At 63.0% G+C, this 16,334-nt stretch carries 15 protein-coding genes and 1 tRNA gene; 7 read left to right on the top strand and 9 right to left on the bottom strand.

From position 1 onward, the window contains the following. Positions 1 to 76 precede the first annotated feature (76 nt). The 7 genes from BRPE64_RS02265 to recA all read right to left on the bottom strand — a co-directional run bounded on the left by BRPE64_RS02265 (position 77) and on the right by recA (position 6,872). The gene (locus BRPE64_RS02265; RefSeq protein WP_016344393.1) at positions 77 to 667 is read right to left on the bottom strand and encodes a pilin; all 591 of its coding nucleotides are present in this window, start codon (positions 665 to 667) and stop codon (positions 77 to 79) included. A gap of 128 nt (positions 668 to 795) precedes the next feature. Beyond that, on the bottom strand, positions 796 to 1,506 hold the full coding sequence (locus BRPE64_RS02260; protein WP_016344392.1) for a TerC family protein: 711 nt from the start codon (positions 1,504 to 1,506) through the stop codon (positions 796 to 798). A 148-nt stretch (positions 1,507 to 1,654) separates the two neighbouring features. Then, positions 1,655 to 2,536 (bottom strand): succinate--CoA ligase subunit alpha, encoded by an 882-nt coding sequence (sucD, locus tag BRPE64_RS02255; protein WP_014190528.1) that lies wholly within the window; start codon positions 2,534 to 2,536, stop codon positions 1,655 to 1,657. A 105-nt stretch (positions 2,537 to 2,641) separates the two neighbouring features. Beyond that, on the bottom strand, positions 2,642 to 3,823 hold the full coding sequence (gene sucC, locus BRPE64_RS02250; RefSeq protein WP_332443927.1) for an ADP-forming succinate--CoA ligase subunit beta: 1,182 nt from the start codon (positions 3,821 to 3,823) through the stop codon (positions 2,642 to 2,644). A gap of 94 nt (positions 3,824 to 3,917) precedes the next feature. Beyond that, the gene (locus BRPE64_RS02245) at positions 3,918 to 4,571 is read right to left on the bottom strand and encodes a DUF2889 domain-containing protein (RefSeq protein ID WP_044041143.1); all 654 of its coding nucleotides are present in this window, start codon (positions 4,569 to 4,571) and stop codon (positions 3,918 to 3,920) included. A 169-nt stretch (positions 4,572 to 4,740) separates the two neighbouring features. Further along, positions 4,741 to 5,772, bottom strand: coding sequence for a recombination regulator RecX (gene recX, locus BRPE64_RS02240; protein WP_016344389.1), 1,032 nt, complete (start codon positions 5,770 to 5,772; stop codon positions 4,741 to 4,743). A gap of 29 nt (positions 5,773 to 5,801) precedes the next feature. Next, positions 5,802 to 6,872, bottom strand: coding sequence for a recombinase RecA (gene recA, locus BRPE64_RS02235; protein ID WP_016344388.1), 1,071 nt, complete (start codon positions 6,870 to 6,872; stop codon positions 5,802 to 5,804). 283 nt (positions 6,873 to 7,155) lie between these two features. Between recA and BRPE64_RS02230 the strand changes: the two genes are divergently transcribed. From BRPE64_RS02230 to BRPE64_RS02215, 4 genes are all read left to right on the top strand, one after another. Next, positions 7,156 to 7,884, top strand: a complete 729-nt coding sequence (locus BRPE64_RS02230) for a response regulator transcription factor (protein WP_044041891.1) — start codon at positions 7,156 to 7,158, stop codon at positions 7,882 to 7,884. Positions 7,885 to 7,893: 9 nt separating this feature from the next. Next, a complete protein-coding gene (locus BRPE64_RS02225) occupies positions 7,894 to 9,486 on the top strand; it encodes a sensor histidine kinase (RefSeq protein WP_016344386.1) in 1,593 nt (530 codons plus the stop codon). A 231-nt stretch (positions 9,487 to 9,717) separates the two neighbouring features. Further along, positions 9,718 to 11,376, top strand: coding sequence for an MFS transporter (locus tag BRPE64_RS02220; protein WP_044041140.1), 1,659 nt, complete (start codon positions 9,718 to 9,720; stop codon positions 11,374 to 11,376). A gap of 104 nt (positions 11,377 to 11,480) precedes the next feature. Continuing rightward, a tRNA-Met gene (locus BRPE64_RS02215) sits at positions 11,481 to 11,557 on the top strand. Positions 11,558 to 11,842: 285 nt separating this feature from the next. Here the strand turns inward: BRPE64_RS02215 and BRPE64_RS02210 are convergent. Beyond that, complete coding sequence (locus tag BRPE64_RS02210) at positions 11,843 to 12,355, bottom strand: hypothetical protein (RefSeq protein ID WP_144063305.1); 513 nt, start codon at positions 12,353 to 12,355, stop codon at positions 11,843 to 11,845. 11 nt (positions 12,356 to 12,366) lie between these two features. Continuing rightward, complete coding sequence (locus tag BRPE64_RS32705; protein ID WP_144063304.1) at positions 12,367 to 12,603, bottom strand: hypothetical protein; 237 nt, start codon at positions 12,601 to 12,603, stop codon at positions 12,367 to 12,369. Between the two features lie 362 nt (positions 12,604 to 12,965). On the opposite strand from BRPE64_RS32705, the gene BRPE64_RS02205 reads away from it, so the two are divergent. From BRPE64_RS02205 to BRPE64_RS02195, 3 genes are all read left to right on the top strand, one after another. Next, positions 12,966 to 13,925, top strand: a complete 960-nt coding sequence (locus BRPE64_RS02205; RefSeq protein WP_144063303.1) for a hypothetical protein — start codon at positions 12,966 to 12,968, stop codon at positions 13,923 to 13,925. A gap of 81 nt (positions 13,926 to 14,006) precedes the next feature. Next, positions 14,007 to 14,867, top strand: coding sequence for a MurR/RpiR family transcriptional regulator (locus BRPE64_RS02200; RefSeq protein ID WP_016344382.1), 861 nt, complete (start codon positions 14,007 to 14,009; stop codon positions 14,865 to 14,867). Between the two features lie 113 nt (positions 14,868 to 14,980). Then, a complete protein-coding gene (locus tag BRPE64_RS02195) occupies positions 14,981 to 16,324 on the top strand; it encodes an aspartate aminotransferase family protein (protein WP_016344380.1) in 1,344 nt (447 codons plus the stop codon). Positions 16,325 to 16,334 lie beyond the last annotated feature (10 nt).

Genomic DNA, 16,334 nt, shown 5'->3' with positions numbered 1-16,334 from the left:
ACGACGCCGTCGGACGCGGCGGCGCCGTCCATCCTGCCGCCGCGCCCGTCTCATGCGTTGCGCTCTCTCGCACGGCTTACGCGCGGCACTCCGGCGGCGCGAGGTTGCTTGGCAAGGTCGGCGCGGGCGTGGGCAGCGGACCCGCACCCGGCGCGGGAAGCGCCGACGCCGTCTTGGTGGCCGCGAAGCATTCCCACGTCACCGAGCCCGCCTGCACCGCGCCGCGTGCGAGCGCGATGCGCGCGGTGGGCGTCTCGGCGTTGTCGGGTGTCGAAGGCACGAGCACGAGCGTGTTCGAGCCCGCGGGCGCGACGCGCGTCGAGTACGCGATCGTGATCTGGCCGGTATCGCTGTCGACGTGAATCGACTCGACATTGCGCGTGCCCGGCGGCGACGCGTAACCGCCCGCGAGATCCGCCCCGCTCGCCGCGTTCTCCGCCACCGCGAGCCGCGCCGATGCCGCCAGCGCGATGCCCTCGCCCACGCGGCTGCGCGCCAGATAGTCCTGATACGCGGGGATCGCATACGCCGCGACCACGCCGACGATCGCCAGCACGATCATCAGTTCGATCAGCGTGAAGCCGCGCGTCCACGCCTTCTTCACGCGGCGGAGCCACACCGTGCGCCGTGCCCACGGCGCGTTGAAACTACAAACCATCGTCGTCATTGCTGCTCCTGAGAAACGAAAAAGCGCCCTGCCGCGCAATGCGGACAGGACGCTTCAATCGTATTCAGGGCGCGGAACGAGCGGCAGTCGGCCAAACGGCCTAAGCCCGCGCGACGGTTCGAACCGAATCAACCCGCCGCGCGATTCCCTTCAGCGAGCGCGCGGCGCTTGAGCAGCCAGCCCACGCCGACGACCAGCAACGCGCCGCCCACGCGCGCCGCGTAGATGGCGAATTCGGTATTGAGCGCGGGCCAGCGATCGATAAAGGGATCGTCGATGATAAGACCGCCCGCGATCCATCCGAGCAGCCCCGCGCCGAGCAGCACGACGGCCGGGAAACGATCGAGCAGCTTCAGCACCAGCGTGCTGCCCCACACGATCAGCGGAATGCTTACCACGAGCCCGAAGATCACCAGCGTCAGCCGGTGACGCGGATCGGCCGCTTCCGCCGCGCCCGCAATCGCGATCACGTTATCGAGACTCATCACCGCATCCGCGATGATGATGGTCTTCACCGCCGCCCACAGCCGGTCCGACGCGCTGATTTCATGCTCGTCATGATCGGGCTGCATCAGCTTCACGCCGATCCACAGAAGCAGCAGGCCGCCCAGGAATTTGAGGAACGGGATATCGAGCAACATGACCGCGAAGGCGATCAGCACGACGCGCAGCACGATCGCGCCGAGCGTGCCGAGCACGATGCCGCGCGTGCGCTGTTTGTCCGGCAGATTGCGGCAGGCGAGCGCGATGACCACGGCATTGTCGCCGCCGAGCAGAATGTCGATCACGATGATCTGAACGACCGCGCCCCAGTGAAGCGTCGAGAAGAATTCAAGCATGGAGTGAAGCAAAATGAGCGGCCGAAATGAAAAAAGCGAGGAAGCAATGCTCCCTCGCTTTTGTTCGGCCGTTTGGTCGGCCGCTTTTCAGGCTGGTGCGAAAGGAATCAGTAAGAGTACCAAACCCTCGCGCTTTTTGCCGGACTCCTTACAGCACGGACTTCAGAAGACGCGCCATTTCCGACGGGTTCTTCGTGACCTTGATGCCGCACGCGTCCATGATTTCGAGCTTGGCATCCGCCGTGTCCGCACCGCCCGAGATCAGCGCGCCTGCGTGGCCCATGCGCTTGCCCGGAGGCGCCGTCACGCCCGCGATGAAGCCGACGACCGGCTTCTTCATGTTGTCCTTGATCCAGTAAGCGGCGTTCGCTTCGTCCGGACCGCCGATCTCGCCGATCATGATGACGGCGTCCGTTTCGGGATCGTCGTTGAACATCTGCATCACGTCGATGTGCTTGAGACCGTTGATCGGATCGCCGCCGATACCGACCGCCGACGACTGGCCGAGACCCAGCGCCGTCAACTGACCGACCGCTTCGTACGTCAGCGTGCCTGAACGCGACACCACGCCAATGCGGCCCTTCTTGTGGATGTGGCCCGGCATGATGCCGATCTTCAGCTCGTCCGGCGTGATCGTGCCGGGGCAGTTCGGTCCGAGCAGCAGCGTCTTGCGGTTTTCGCGGCGCATGCGGTCCTTGATTTCCAGCATGTCGCGAACCGGAATGCCTTCCGTGATGCAGATCGCGAGATCGAGATCGGCCTCGACGGCTTCCCAGATCGCGGCGGCAGCACCTGCCGGCGGCACGTAGATGACCGAAACGGTTGCGCCCGTTTCAGCCTTCGCTTCCTTGACGCTCGCGTAGATCGGAATGCCTTCGAAATCTTCGCCGGCTTTCTTCGGGTTCACACCTGCGACGTACGCTTCGCGGCCGTTCGCGTATTCGCGGCAAGCGCGCGTGTGGAACTGGCCGGTCTTGCCGGTGATGCCCTGCGTGATGACCTTCGTGTCTTTGTTGATCAGAATCGACATGTAGTGACCTCTGTTCGTTTGGCGTCGCGGTGCTCTCGCATATGGAAAGCACGCGCCGCCATTCGTATCTGGTGGAACGCTCTCTTGAGGCTCGCAAGCTCGCGCTTACTTGCCTTCGGCCGCCGCGACGACCTTCTGCGCAGCTTCTTCCATGCTGTCGGCCGAGATGATCGGCAAGCCCGAATCCGCCAGCATCTTCTTGCCGAGGTCTTCGTTCGTGCCCTTCATGCGCACGACGAGCGGCACCTTCAGGTCCACCGCCTTCGACGCGACCATCACGCCTTCCGCGATCACGTCGCAGCGCATGATGCCGCCGAAGATGTTGACGAGGATCGCCTTCAGGTTCGGATTCTTCAGCATCAGCTTGAAGGCTTCGGTCACTTTCTCGGTCGTGGCGCCGCCGCCGACGTCCAGGAAGTTGGCCGGCTCGCCGCCGAACAGCTTGATGGTGTCCATGGTCGCCATGGCCAGGCCCGCGCCGTTCACGAGGCAGCCGATGTTGCCGTCGAGCGAGATGTACGCGAGGTCGAACTTCGACGCTTCGACTTCAGCCGGATCTTCTTCGTCCAGATCGCGATACGCGACGATTTCCGGATGACGGAACAGCGCGTTCGAATCGAAGTTGAACTTGGCGTCTAGCGCGATGACCTTGCCGTCGCCGGTCACGATCAGCGGGTTGATTTCCGCGAGCGATGCGTCGGTTTCGAAGAACGCCTTGTACAGACCTTGCAGGATCGCGCGTGCTTGCGGAATCGATGCGTCCGGAATGCCGATCTTGCGGGCGAGGTCGTCGGCGTCCTTGTCCTGCAGGCCGGTCGACGGTTCGACGGCGAACTTGTGCAGCAGCTCAGGCGTCTTTTCCGCGACTTCCTCGATGTCCATGCCGCCTTCGCTCGACGCCATCACGACGATCTTCTGCGAAACACGGTCGAGCACGAGGCCGACGTACAGTTCCTTCTTGATGTCCGCGCCTTCTTCGATCAGCAGGCGATTCACCTTCTGGCCTTCCGGGCCGGTCTGGTGCGTGACGAGCTGCATGCCGAGGATCTGGTTAGCGTATTCGCGAACCTGTTCGATCGACTTCGCGACCTTCACGCCGCCGCCCTTACCGCGGCCGCCCGCGTGAATCTGCGCCTTGACGACCCAGACCGGGCCGCCCAGCTCTTCCGCGGCCTTGACCGCATCGTCCACCGAGAACACGGGTTTGCCGCGCGGGACCGCGACGCCGAATTTCCGCAGGATTTCCTTACCCTGGTACTCGTGAATCTTCATGCGTGATTCCTTCAGTCTGAGAGTTGGAGTGAACTTCTATTTGCTTGAACCGTTGATTCTTTCGATTCTTGTTTGAATGTCGTGCGTCCGCGCGAGCGCTGCCTGCGCGCTACGAGGCGGACTTTGTCTCCGCCCTGTCCTCGGCGGCCGTTCCCTTTTCGGAAGGCTCGGCAGGCGCATAACCGAACCAGCGCGGGTAATACTCTTTGACAGCGGGACCGTCGAAGCGCAACGCGTGGCAACGGCCGAGCTGAAAAGGCGGCTCGTCCTGCGGCGCGCTCGTGCGGGCACCGGCTTCGTCGGCTTGCCTGAACGGATTGCCGTCCTCGATCTTCCAGACTTCGCCCGCGAATGCCTGGATGGCAGCGGTCGGAAAAACGCCGCACAACTCGGTGAGATGCGTGCAGCCGGCCGCGCCGCGCAGCACCTTGCTGGCTTCGCGGCGGAAACTTTGGAGCAGATTGAGACCGATGAGCTTGCGATACGCGGAATTCGACTCAGCGCACAAGCCGCCATAGGGCGACCAGTCCGACGACGCTTCGGCGTCGACGATAGTGAGCTTGCGGTCGATGGTGATGCGCAGCCAGAGTTCATGGATCGGCAGGCCGTGTGGCCGGACGCCCGTCGCGAGGCGAACGTCGCGCGGCTTCTCATCGGTTAGACAGGCTTCGATGTCCCACAGCCCGTCGTCACGCTCGAACGCTTCCAGCCGAATCGCGCGGCGATGGCGCAATTGTCGCGGAGCGGGAGGCGAAAGAGGCATGCTGAACGTGAGCCGGTACGGGGAAACCGAAGAATTTTAGCATATTGGGTATTTCAGGCCTGGCATGCTCCACTCAATTGGAACGTGCGTGCGATAAGCGGCTGGCGATGAGCGTTGTGACAGCGTGTGACATTGCAAGTGACCTCGCGCGCGACGTTGAGCGTGAAACTCAATCGTCGACGATCTCTTCGGCCCAGTCTTCGTCACCGCCCTTGAGGATCTTGCCGATGGTGCCGCTCGAAAAACCGCGCGCCGCGAGGAAGCGCGCCTGCCTGGCGCGCTCGGTAGGCGTCTCGGGCAGGACGCCGTACTTCCTGTCCCATACGGCCTTGGCACGCGCGGTCTCGGTCTGGGCGAGCTTGTCGGCTGTTTCGCTGATGAGCGCTTCGCCCACTGCATGCCGCTTCAGTTCGCTGACGATCCTGCCGCCGCCCATACGCGACGCCCGCCGATGCACGACGCTCTCAACAAAGCGTTCGTTCGACAGCCAGCCATCGCGCTCGAGGCTGTCGAGCAGCGCTTCGAGCGAGTCGGCTTCCTCGGCATAGGGACGCAGCTTTCGCGATAACTCCGCGCGACTGTATTCGCGACGCGAGAGATAAGCGAGCGCGCGCCCTTTGAGCGAGCGTTGCGGGCGCTTGGGATGATTGGGATCGTTGACCTGCGCGACGGATGTCTTGCGGGTGCGCTGGCTGGAGCGGCTGTACACCGGTTCGCCCGAGGTATCGACAGGCTCTTCGGGCGGTGCGCATTGCTCGAAGGGCTCGAACGGATCGGCGTCTTCGAACGGTGTGAGGTCTGGTTCGGCGCGTTTGCCTGCTGGCGCGGACGAGTTCGGCGCAGGTTCCGGGCGGACCGCTCGGGGTTGATCGCTCGCCTGCTTCAACAGTGCGCGAGCGCGTTCGAGGCGTGCCGCTCGGTCGGCTGCGGTTTCGGCGGGCGGGCGCGGTGCGCTATCGGGATAGCCGCCCGCGTTGCCATCGGCATTTGCTTCGACCGCCCCTGAAACGCGACGCGCCGACGCGGATGACTTCGCGTCGGCGCGTTGCTTGTTACTGCGGCCAAAGCCGTTCGACTTTGACGATGCGCCACGTCTTTCGCTGCTTCGTTCGTAGCGATCGGCGGAATCGGCGGATCCGGAGCCGTCATCGGCTCCTTGTTCCGCCTTGTCAGCCTTCGATCCGAACCGGCGCTTCAGCATCGTCCTTCAGGCTCTTCAAGCTCGATGGCTTACTCGTCGTCCGCCACTGCGGCGCCCGCGACGACGGCTTCGCCCATTGCAGCCACGCCCAGCGATTCGCGGATCTTGTTCTCGATCTCGCGGGCGATGTCCGGATTCTCGCGCAGGAATTCACGCGCGTTGTCCTTGCCCTGACCGATGCGATCGCCGTTATAGCTGTACCAGGCGCCTGCTTTGTCGACGAGCTTGGCCTGCACGCCCAGGTCGATGATTTCGCCCTGACGCGAGATGCCCTCGCCATAAAGAATGTCGAAGATGGCCTCGCGGAACGGCGGCGCCACCTTGTTCTTCACGACCTTCACGCGCGTCTCGTTGCCGATGACTTCGTCGTTCTTCTTGATCGAACCGATGCGGCGGATATCGAGACGCACCGACGAGTAGAACTTCAGCGCGTTACCGCCCGTGGTGGTTTCCGGATTGCCGAACATCACGCCGATCTTCATGCGGATCTGGTTGATGAAGATGACCAGACAGTTCGTGCGCTTGATCGTGCCGGTGAGCTTGCGCAGCGCCTGCGACATCAAACGCGCTTGCAGACCGGGCAGCGAGTCGCCCATTTCGCCTTCGATTTCCGCCTTCGGCACGAGCGCCGCGACGGAGTCGATGACGATCATGTCGATGGAGCCGGAGCGCACCAGCGCGTCCGCGATTTCCAGCGCCTGCTCGCCCGTGTCCGGCTGCGAGATCAGCAGTTCCTGCACGTTCACGCCGAGCTTGCCCGCGTACTGGACGTCGAGCGCGTGTTCCGCGTCGATAAACGCCGCCGTGCCGCCGAGCTTCTGCATTTCGGCGATCACCTGCAACGTGAGCGTGGTCTTGCCCGACGACTCCGGACCGTAGATTTCCACGACACGGCCGCGCGGCAAGCCGCCGACGCCGAGCGCAATGTCCAGTCCGAGCGAACCGGTGGAGACCACCTGGATGTCTTCGACCGCCTCACCTGCGCCGAGCCGCATGATCGACCCTTTGCCGAATTGCTTTTCGATCTGCGAGAGCGCGGCGGCCAGGGCCTTGCTCTTTTCCGCAGTCATTCCAGCCGGGCCTTTCTTGCTTTCTTCCATGAATCGTCCTTTGCTATGATGAACGGCGTCTGAGGCAGTGCGCACGGGCTTTTCACACGCTCGACGAGCAGATGAAATCCACCTTCGGCACTCACGCAGACACTGTATAAAAAAACAGTAGTTTTTGCAAGCTAGATTGTCGTGGCAGGCGTTTTTTTGCCACGCCGCACGAGCCGCGCAAAAACCCAAAACACCTGGAGACCGCCGCGCCGGGCGACAGACGGTGCCGGCAATGCCGCTGCGCTTCATCGCGCATGCCTGGCGCACAAAGGCGCACACGACGATGCGAATCCTCATTGCCGAAGACGACAGCATACTCGCGGACGGCCTCGTCCGATCACTCCGCCAATCGGGATACGCCGTCGACCATGTCAGGCACGGCGTCGAGGCGGACACCGCGCTTTCGCTGCAGCCTTTCGACCTCCTGATCCTCGATCTCGGGCTGCCGCTCATGCCCGGTCTGGAAGTGCTGCGGCGCCTGCGCGCACGCAATTCCCAGATGCCGGTGCTGATTCTCACGGCCGCCGATTCCGTCGACGAACGCGTGAAGGGCCTGGATCTCGGCGCGGACGACTACATGGCCAAACCCTTCGCGCTGAACGAACTCGAAGCCCGCGTGCGTGCGCTCACGCGGCGCGGCGCGGGCGGCGGCCCGACGGTCGTGAAGCACGGCTCGCTCTCCTTCGATCAGGTCGGGCGGATTGCGACCATCGGCGATCAGGTGATCGACCTCTCCGCGCGCGAACTGGGCGTGCTCGAAGTGCTGCTGCAGCGGACCGGCCGGCTCGTGTCGAAGGAACAACTCGTCAATCATCTGTGCGAATGGGGCGAGGAAGTCAGCAACAACGCGATTGAGGTCTACGTGCACCGGCTGCGCAAGAAGATCGAGCCGAGCGGCGCGAAGATCATCACGGTGCGCGGCCTCGGCTACACGCTCGAGAAAGCGGTCGCGGCGGGCAACGGTGCGAGCCCGCCGCCGTCCGGGGAAGCCGCCAGCCATCACTTCAAATAAGCAGGCTGCATGGCGTCGCCCGCTTCCACCGAACCCCGCGCGTCGAAGGATCACGCCGAAGCGAGCGCCGTCCCCGCCGTCGATTCCGACGCGCAGCGCGACGCCCGCTACGCCAATCCGTTCGCGCCGCCCGACGAACTCGAACCCGACGACGAAGCGCATCCGCGCTCGCTCTTCGGCGAAATTCTCGACTGGATGCTCGCGCCGCTGCTGCTGCTCTGGCCGATGAGCATCGCGGTGACGTATCTCGTCGCGAAATCCATCGCGAACGGGCCGTTCGACCGCGCGCTCGAAGCCGACGCCTACGTGCTCGCGCGTCAGATCCAGCCGGTCAATGGCGTCGCCGAGTTGCGCCTGCCGGACGCCACGCGCGATTTCCTGCGCGCCGACAACGTCGACAGCGTGTTCTTTCAGGTGCTCGGCGCGCGCGGTGAACTGGTCGGCGGCGATCGCGACATGCCGCTGCCGCACGACGACGATCGTCCGCAGCCGGGCATCGTCGAATTTCGCGACGACGTGCTGCGCGGCAACGACATTCGCGTCGCGTATACAACTGTCGATCTGCCGGGTCTCGCGCCCGGACGCGACCCGGAAAGCCGGCAGCCCGTGCTCGTGCAGGTGGCCGAGACGCTCGACAAGCGCAGCCAGCTCGCCAACGACATCATCAAGGGCGTGATCCTGCCGCAGTTCGTGATCCTGCCGCTCGCGATCATCCTCGTGTGGTTCGGGCTTTCGCGCGGGCTTGCGCCGCTGCACGCGCTGCAGTCGAACATCCGCGCGCGCCGCCCCGACGATCTCTCGCCGCTCGAAGCGGGCCGCGCGCCGCCGGAGATCGCGCCGCTGGTCGCCTCGTTCAACGATCTGCTCACGCGCCTCGAACAGAACATGGAGTTCCAGAAGCGCTTTATCGCCGATGCCGCGCATCAGATGAAAACGCCGCTCGCGGGCCTGCGCATGCAGGCGGAACTCGCGATGCGTCAGGACGTGTCGGCGGAAGTGCAACGCTCGCTCGAACAGATCGCGACCAGTTCCGAACACGCGGCGCGCCTCGTCACGCAACTGCTTGCGCTCGCGCGCGCGGAGAATCGCGCGACCGGGCAGATCTTCACGCGTATCGAGCTGACGGCGCTCGCGCGGCTCGCCGTGCGCGACTGGGTGCAGGCGGCGCTCGCCAAGGGCATGGACCTCGGTTACGAGGAGCCGCCGTATCCGGTGGAAGTGGAAGGCAATGTCGTGATGTTGCGCGAGATGCTGTCGAACCTGATCGACAACGCGATCCGCTACACGCCGGCGGGCGGGCGCATCACCGTGCGCGTGCGGACCGACGACGCCGATCTCGATCTCGTTCATCTCGAAGTGGAAGACACGGGCCTAGGCATTCCGGCGGCGGAGCGCGGGCGCGTGGTCGAGCGCTTCTATCGCATTCTCGGACGCGAAGGCGACGGCAGCGGCCTGGGTCTTGCCATCGTCAAGGAAATCACGGCGATGCACGGCGGCGCGCTCGCCATCGAGGATCATGTGTATCAGGACAGCCCGCGCCGCGCCGGAACCCTCGTGCGCGTCAGCCTGCAGCGGGTTTTTCCTGCCCGGGACAAACCCTGAGCGCAAGCGCAGAAAAGTCCCCGAGTACGCGCGAGAATAAAGAAAATAGCCGAACTTAAACGACCGTTCGCATCACGTATTGGCGAGTTCCGCACAGATCGTCGAATTCGCCGAGACCGGTCCGAAACTGAGCCGCGTCAGAACGCCGTAAGTTTTCGTTCCAATAATCGTTGCACCGGAGCCGCGTTGCCGCGGACCGTCATATTCGAAGATCAAAATCAGGAGACGTTAATGGCTACGGTTGAGGGGCGCGTGTCGCACGCACCGATGACGGCGGAGGAGAAGAAAGTCATCTTCGCCTCGTCGCTCGGTACCGTGTTCGAGTGGTACGACTTCTATCTGGCGGGTTCGCTCGCCGTCTATATCAGCAAGACGTTCTTCTCCGGCGTCAATCCGACGGCCGCTTTCGTCTTCACCCTGCTCGGCTTCGCGGCGGGCTTCGCGGTGCGTCCATTCGGCGCGATCGTGTTCGGGCGGCTCGGCGACATGGTCGGGCGCAAGTACACGTTCCTCGTGACGATCGTGATCATGGGCCTGTCGACGTTCCTGATCGGCTTCTTGCCCGGCTACGCGACGATCGGCATCGCGGCGCCGGTCATCTTCATCGCGATGCGTCTGCTGCAGGGTCTCGCGCTCGGCGGCGAGTACGGCGGCGCGGCGACCTACGTCGCGGAGCATGCGCCGTCGAACAAGCGCGGCGCGTGGACGGCGTGGATCCAGACCACGGCGACGCTCGGCCTGTTCATCTCGCTGATCGTGATTCTCGCCGTGCGCACGATCATGGGCGAAGAGCAGTTCAGCGCGTGGGGCTGGCGCATTCCGTTCCTCGTTTCGATTCTGCTGCTCGCCATTTCCGTGTGGATCCGGATGAAGCTGCATGAATCGCCGGTGTTCGAGCGCATCAAGGCCGAGGGCAAGACGTCGAAGGCGCCGCTCACGGAAGCGTTCGGCGAGTGGAAGAACCTGAAGATTGTGCTGCTCGCGCTGTTCGGTCTGACGGCCGGCCAGGCGGTCGTGTGGTACACGGGCCAGTTCTATTCGCTCTTCTTCCTGACGCAGACGCTGAAGGTCGACGGCACCAGCGCGAACATCATGGTGGCTGTGGCGCTTCTGATCGGCACGCCGTTCTTCGTGTTTTTCGGTTCGCTCTCGGATCGCATCGGACGCAAGCCGATCATCATGGCGGGCTGCCTGATCGCCGCGCTTTCCTTCTTCCCGCTCTTCAAGGCGCTCGCGCACTACACCAATCCGACGCTCGAAGCCGCGACGCAGAAGTCGCCGATCGTCGTGATCGCCAATCCGGACGAGTGCTCGTTCCAGTTCAATCCGGTGGGCACGGCGAAGTTCACGAGTTCGTGCGATATCGCGAAGGGTGCGCTGTCGAAGGCGGGCCTGAACTACGAGAACGTGGCGGCGCCGGCGGGCACGCCGGCGCAGATCAAGGTCGGCGAAACGGTGGTGAACACCTACGACGGCAAGGCTGCCGATGCCAAGGCGCAAGGCGCGACCTTCGACAAGACACTCGCGACGACGCTCAAGAGCGCGGGCTATCCGCCGAAGGCCGATCCAGCGCTGATCAACTGGCCGATGGCGATCGTGATCCTGACGATTCTCGTGATCTTCGTGACGATGGTCTACGGCCCGATCGCGGCGATGCTGGTGGAGATGTTCCCCGCGCGGATCCGCTATACGTCGATGTCGCTGCCGTATCACATCGGCAATGGCTGGTTCGGCGGCTTCCTGCCGGCGACGGCGTTCGCGATCGTCGCGGCCAAGGGCGATATCTACTCGGGCTTGTGGTATCCGATCGTGATTGCGCTCGCGACGTTCGTGATCGGCATGCTGTTCGTGAAGGACACGCGCAAGTCGAATGTCTATCACGAGGATTGACGAGTTTGGACGAGGGCCCGGCTGTGTCCTTGCGACTTTTTTAACAAATCGCAGGGAAGGGGTTGACAGTACCGCCGGCCCTCGCCATAATCTCGGCTTCTTTCGGCGAATTAGCTCAGTTGGTTAGAGCGACGGAATCATAATCCGCAGGTCCGGGGTTCGAGTCCCTGATTCGCCACCAGCTTCAAGAAAAAGCCGCTGTTCCAAAAGGACAGCGGCTTTTTTGCGCTTACAATTGTCGTGGGTGTCCCACAGGAAACCTCATGGCAGACAATTTTTCGCAGTATCGCGGTATTCGATACACAAGACCATGTTCCTTTCCCGTCGTCGAATTCCTTCGCCGAGAGGCGATTAGCCAGATGATGGTGTTCGTGAAGAATCAACGCCGAACACCGCCTCGTCGATTAAATGGCCGAGGTGGATTCGAATGGCGAACAAGACTGGCGATCACCGTTGAAAACGGTTTCTAGCGGGCCTCACGTTCTATTGCTGATTTAAGCAACTCGGCGACATCTCCGAGTGCCGAAGCTTTATAGCCTTTACCTGATGCGACGACAATAAAAGGCTTGCCATCGGAATAACAAGCGATCAAGGCTTTCGTTCCTGCCTCTTCATTTTTGCCGATAACTTGCGAACCACCGTCCTTCCGCGGAGTGGTAATGGCATATCCCCTGACAGTCAGAGCATGTTCGGCGGCCCCGAGACAATCGCTTCGATCCTCGAAAGGATTTGCCCATCTCATACCCAAGATGGGCGGCAAGTTCACCTGATCCTGTAAGCTCCCAGAGGTCTCAGTCTGCTTCGCTAATTCCGCCCTGACAGCCTCAAGCTCTTTTTTCTGACTCGCGTTCTCTTTAGCCAAGCAATCCAACGCAGACTGTATCTCTGACCTTTTGGTCGTGTCGTGGATTGTGAGGGAATCACATGCTAAGCAGCCCATTGGAAAAGCGGCAATCATTGGAACAAGAATTTTAAGCATTATTTAAATTCTTAATTCGGTTGGCAAGAAAATGGCGGATTCTGCGATTTGCAGACATCGGGAAGTGCCGTCGGCGGATCGGGAGCTGCCGTAGAGCTTCTCCCAAAAGTCGCCCAAAGTCCCGTTAGTGCGCCGATCAGCGCTGCAGCAGCAATTGCGGCTTTGGTAGCCCCGTTGAGATGTGCGGTGAGTCGCTTCCAAAACGGCGGAATGTCGTTGTCGTTTGACTTTCTCGATTCATCTGACATGGGCCTTCTCCCGTCGTCAAAGATGACCTGCTAAATCATAGATCGGATTTTGGTGGGTGGCATGCCGAGCGATACATTTCACGCGTTCGAAAGACGGGACGGACTCCCCCGCGCCGAAACAGAAGATGAATCCGGCGATAACCGTAGCGACGCTTTTCAACGCACAAATTCACGCGAAACAGCCAAATTGCAAAGGAAACCTAATCAGCCCTCTCCGCTCACCGCTCTTCTCCTAAACACTCCCTTCATTCCACCCTACGAACTGTTGTGCCCCGAACAGTTCTCCGCGATTCCTCTTTGCAGGAATCCGAATCATGTCCTGTACTGCAATCCGTCAGACCGGACATGTAGGGGAAACGAGCATGAGCACGAGAATGATCGTCAGCTTTCCGAACCGCGCCAATTTCCAGTTCGATGCCGCCAAGCGCAAGTTTCTGGCGCAAGGCGATTCCTGGTTCTCGATCGGCGCCCTGCCGCCCGCGCTCACCACCAACATCCTCGCCAACATCGCGCTCGACGACGGTTGCGGCGCGGTCACCTTCGCCTCGCCGGGCAAGACCTTGCAGCAAATGGTCGACTGGAAATCCGAAGCGGACTACGTCGGCGTGCTGTGCGGCGGAAAAGCGTGTCGATGGGACGCGCTCCTGTTTTCCGCCGGCGGCAACGATCTCTTCGATGCCATCCTCACCATGCCCGGCGACGCCAATCCGACCAAAGCCTCGATGCGCCTGCTGCGCACCGTCGCCGAACGCGCCGCCGTGCTGCCCAGCGCCGATGGCAGTCACTACGTTCGTCCGGAAGGATGGAGCGCGTTTCGCACGGTAATGACCGATTGCATCCGGCAGATCATCGCCAAGCGCGATGATCCGCGCAGCCAGAGCCAGGGCGTGCCGATCGTCTTTCATTCCTACGATATCGCCCAGCCGCGCAATGCGCCGGTCGTCGCGGGAAAGATCGGACCGTGGCTGTTCAAGGCGTTCACGGACCCTGCCTACGCCATCCCGCAAGAGGACTGGCGTGCGGTCGTGACGTATCTGCTCGATTCGTGGCAGGCGTTCTTCGTCGGCGCGGCGGGTCAGCCGGACATCAACGCGCGGCTCGCGGCGCAAGGCGTGGCCGGCGCGAATATCCATTTCGCGAGCCTCGTCGGCACGTTGACGCCGGCAAGCGAAGACTCCGACGGTCCCGACGGCGACTGGACCAACGAAATTCATCCGTCGATTCAGGGATACAAGCGTCTGGGCCGCGCGTATGCCACGGCGATTCCGGCCGCGCCCGAAACCTTCACGGTGGCGCAGGTGCCGACCGGCGCGACCGGTTGAACGCTCGCGCGCATTCGAATTCGGTTGCGGCGCGGCGTGTTTAAATAGCGCATCCGACACGCCGCCATCCGACCTTCGTCCGTGCCCACTTTCGATCAACTCGCCGCGACCATCCGCGACCGCTTTCCCGACCTGAGCCCGCAATTTCAAGCGGGCGCCGCCTTCCTGCTCGACTATCCCGACGAAGTCGCCGTCCTCTCGATGCGCAAGGTCGCCGAGCGGGCCAACGTCCAGCCCGCCGCGATGGTCCGTCTGTCGCAGCAACTCGGCTTTCCCGGCTGGAACGAATTGCGCGAGATCTTCGTGAGCCGCGTGCGCACCCGCCCGGAACCGCTGACCACGCGCGCCCGCTCGCTCGTGAAAGGCGGCCCCGATCATCACCTGAGCCGCGATCTCGCGCACGCCCAGGCGCACAATCTCGAACTCACGCTCGCGCAGAACGCCGGGAGCGTCGTTGAAGCGGCGAAGGCGTTGAAGAAGGCGCCGCACGTGCACGTCGCGGGGTTTCGCTCGTGTTATCCCGTGGCGTTCGGGTTGCTCTACGGGTATCGGCTGTTTCGTCCGTCCGTGAGCCTCGTGTCAGGCGAAGCCGGGACGCTCGAAATGCAATTGCGCGCGATAGAGAAGCGGCACGCGACCATCGTCGTGAGTTTCGCGCCCTATTCCGTCGAAGCCGTGCGAGTGGCGCAGGCGACGATCGAGCGCGGCGCGAAGCTGATCGCGCTCACCGACAGCGCCGTGTCGCCCATCGCGCTGAATGCGGATCACACGCTGATTTTCTCGCACGATTCGCCGTCGTTCTTTCCGTCGCTCGTCGCGGCGTCGGCGCTGGCGGAAATGCTCGTCGCGCATCTGCTCGCGCTCGAAGGCAAGGACGCCGTCGCGAATCTCGAACAGGCCGAAGCCGCGCTGCATTCGCAAGGCGCCTACGCGGCGAGCTAGTCAGATCGGTCCTGACGCGGCGCGTTGTTTGTCGACCGGGCGTTGACAACATATGTTGCTGTCGATGTAGAATAATACATCGCGTGTTGTGCACGCTTTTCCAGGGCAGGACCATGACCACGGTATTTCATCGCGCGCCGCGCGCCAAGCTTCCTGTCGCCGTGCGCGGCGACGGCATCGAGATCGTCGATTCGACAGGCAAGCGCTATATCGACGCGTGCGGCGGCGCGGCCGTCTCGTGCCTCGGCCATAGCCATCCGCGCGTGATCGAGGCAATCACGCGTCAGGTGCAGCAATTGCCTTACGCGCATACCTCGTTCTTCACGACGGAACCGGCCGAGGAACTCGCCGATCTGCTCATCGAAGCCGCGCCGAAAAATCTCGGTCACGTGTATTTCGTCTCCGGCGGCTCGGAGGCAATGGAAGCGGCGCTCAAGCTCGCGCGCCAGTATTTCGTCGAGAAGGGAGAGCCGGCGCGGCGGCATTTCATCGCGCGACGTCAGAGCTATCACGGCAACACGCTCGGCGCGCTCGCGATCGGCGGCAACGCGTGGCGTCGCGAGCCGTTCCTGCCGATTTTGATCGAAGCGCATCACGTGAGTCCGTGCTTCGCGTATCGCGAGCAGCGCGCGGGCGAAACCGACGAAGCCTTCGCGCAACGTCTCGCCGACGAACTCGAAGCGAAGATCCTCGAACTCGGGCCGGAGACGGTCGCGGCGTTCGTCGCGGAAACGGTCGTCGGCGCGACGGCGGGCGCGGTGCCGCCCGTGCGCGAATACTTCCGCAAGATTCGCGCGGTTTGCGACCGCTACGGCGTGCTGCTGATTCTCGACGAAGTGATGTCCGGCATGGGCCGCACCGGTCACTTGTTCGCGTGCGAGGAAGACGGCGTCTCGCCCGACATTCTCGCCATCGCGAAGGGACTCGGCGCGGGCTATCAGGCAATCGGCGCGACGCTCGTGAGCGACGAAATTTTCGATACCATCGTCGGCGGCTCGGGCTTCTTTCAGCACGGTCACACGTATATCGGTCACGCAACCGCGTGTGCGGCGGCGCTCGAAGTGCAGAAGGTCATCGTCGAGGAAAAGCTGCTCGACAACGTGAAGGCGCGCGGCGAACAACTGCGCGCCCTGCTGCGCGAGCGTCATGCGAATCATCCGTTCATCGGCGACGTGCGCGGCCGCGGCCTCTTTACCGGCGTCGAACTGGTGCAGGATCGCGCGAGCAAAACGCCGTTCGATCCGAAGCACAAACTGCACGCGGTCATCAAGAGCGAAGCGATGAAGCGCGGCCTCATGGTGTATCCGATGGGCGGCACCGTCGATGGCCGCATCGGCGATCACGTGCTCATCGCGCCGCCGTTCATCACCACGAGCGCGCAGATCGAAACCATCGTCGAGCGTCTTTCCGATGCGATCGACGGCGCCCTCTCCGCGATCGGCGCGCAGGCCGCGTGACGACACCCCG

Source organism: Caballeronia insecticola (genome assembly GCF_000402035.1).
In the GTDB taxonomy this organism is placed as follows: domain Bacteria; phylum Pseudomonadota; class Gammaproteobacteria; order Burkholderiales; family Burkholderiaceae; genus Caballeronia; species Caballeronia insecticola.
This window is presented reverse-complemented; position numbering and strand designations above follow the sequence as displayed.

What these genes read in the sequence shown, in the direction of transcription:
- BRPE64_RS02265 (WP_016344393.1), bottom strand. Translation starts at nt 667, where the DNA reads ATGACGACGATGGTTTGTAGTTTCAACGCGCCGTGGGCACGGCGCACG.
- BRPE64_RS02260 (WP_016344392.1), bottom strand. Translation starts at nt 1,506, where the DNA reads ATGCTTGAATTCTTCTCGACGCTTCACTGGGGCGCGGTCGTTCAGATC.
- sucD (WP_014190528.1), bottom strand. Translation starts at nt 2,536, where the DNA reads ATGTCGATTCTGATCAACAAAGACACGAAGGTCATCACGCAGGGCATC.
- BRPE64_RS02245 (WP_044041143.1), bottom strand. Translation starts at nt 4,571, where the DNA reads ATGCCTCTTTCGCCTCCCGCTCCGCGACAATTGCGCCATCGCCGCGCG.
- recX (WP_016344389.1), bottom strand. Translation starts at nt 5,772, where the DNA reads ATGCTGAAGCGCCGGTTCGGATCGAAGGCTGACAAGGCGGAACAAGGA.
- recA (WP_016344388.1), bottom strand. Translation starts at nt 6,872, where the DNA reads ATGGAAGAAAGCAAGAAAGGCCCGGCTGGAATGACTGCGGAAAAGAGC.
- BRPE64_RS02230 (WP_044041891.1), top strand. Translation starts at nt 7,156, where the DNA reads ATGCGAATCCTCATTGCCGAAGACGACAGCATACTCGCGGACGGCCTC.
- BRPE64_RS02225 (WP_016344386.1), top strand. Translation starts at nt 7,894, where the DNA reads ATGGCGTCGCCCGCTTCCACCGAACCCCGCGCGTCGAAGGATCACGCC.
- BRPE64_RS02220 (WP_044041140.1), top strand. Translation starts at nt 9,718, where the DNA reads ATGGCTACGGTTGAGGGGCGCGTGTCGCACGCACCGATGACGGCGGAG.
- BRPE64_RS02210 (WP_144063305.1), bottom strand. Translation starts at nt 12,355, where the DNA reads ATGCTTAAAATTCTTGTTCCAATGATTGCCGCTTTTCCAATGGGCTGC.
- BRPE64_RS32705 (WP_144063304.1), bottom strand. Translation starts at nt 12,603, where the DNA reads ATGTCAGATGAATCGAGAAAGTCAAACGACAACGACATTCCGCCGTTT.
- BRPE64_RS02205 (WP_144063303.1), top strand. Translation starts at nt 12,966, where the DNA reads ATGAGCACGAGAATGATCGTCAGCTTTCCGAACCGCGCCAATTTCCAG.
- BRPE64_RS02195 (WP_016344380.1), top strand. Translation starts at nt 14,981, where the DNA reads ATGACCACGGTATTTCATCGCGCGCCGCGCGCCAAGCTTCCTGTCGCC.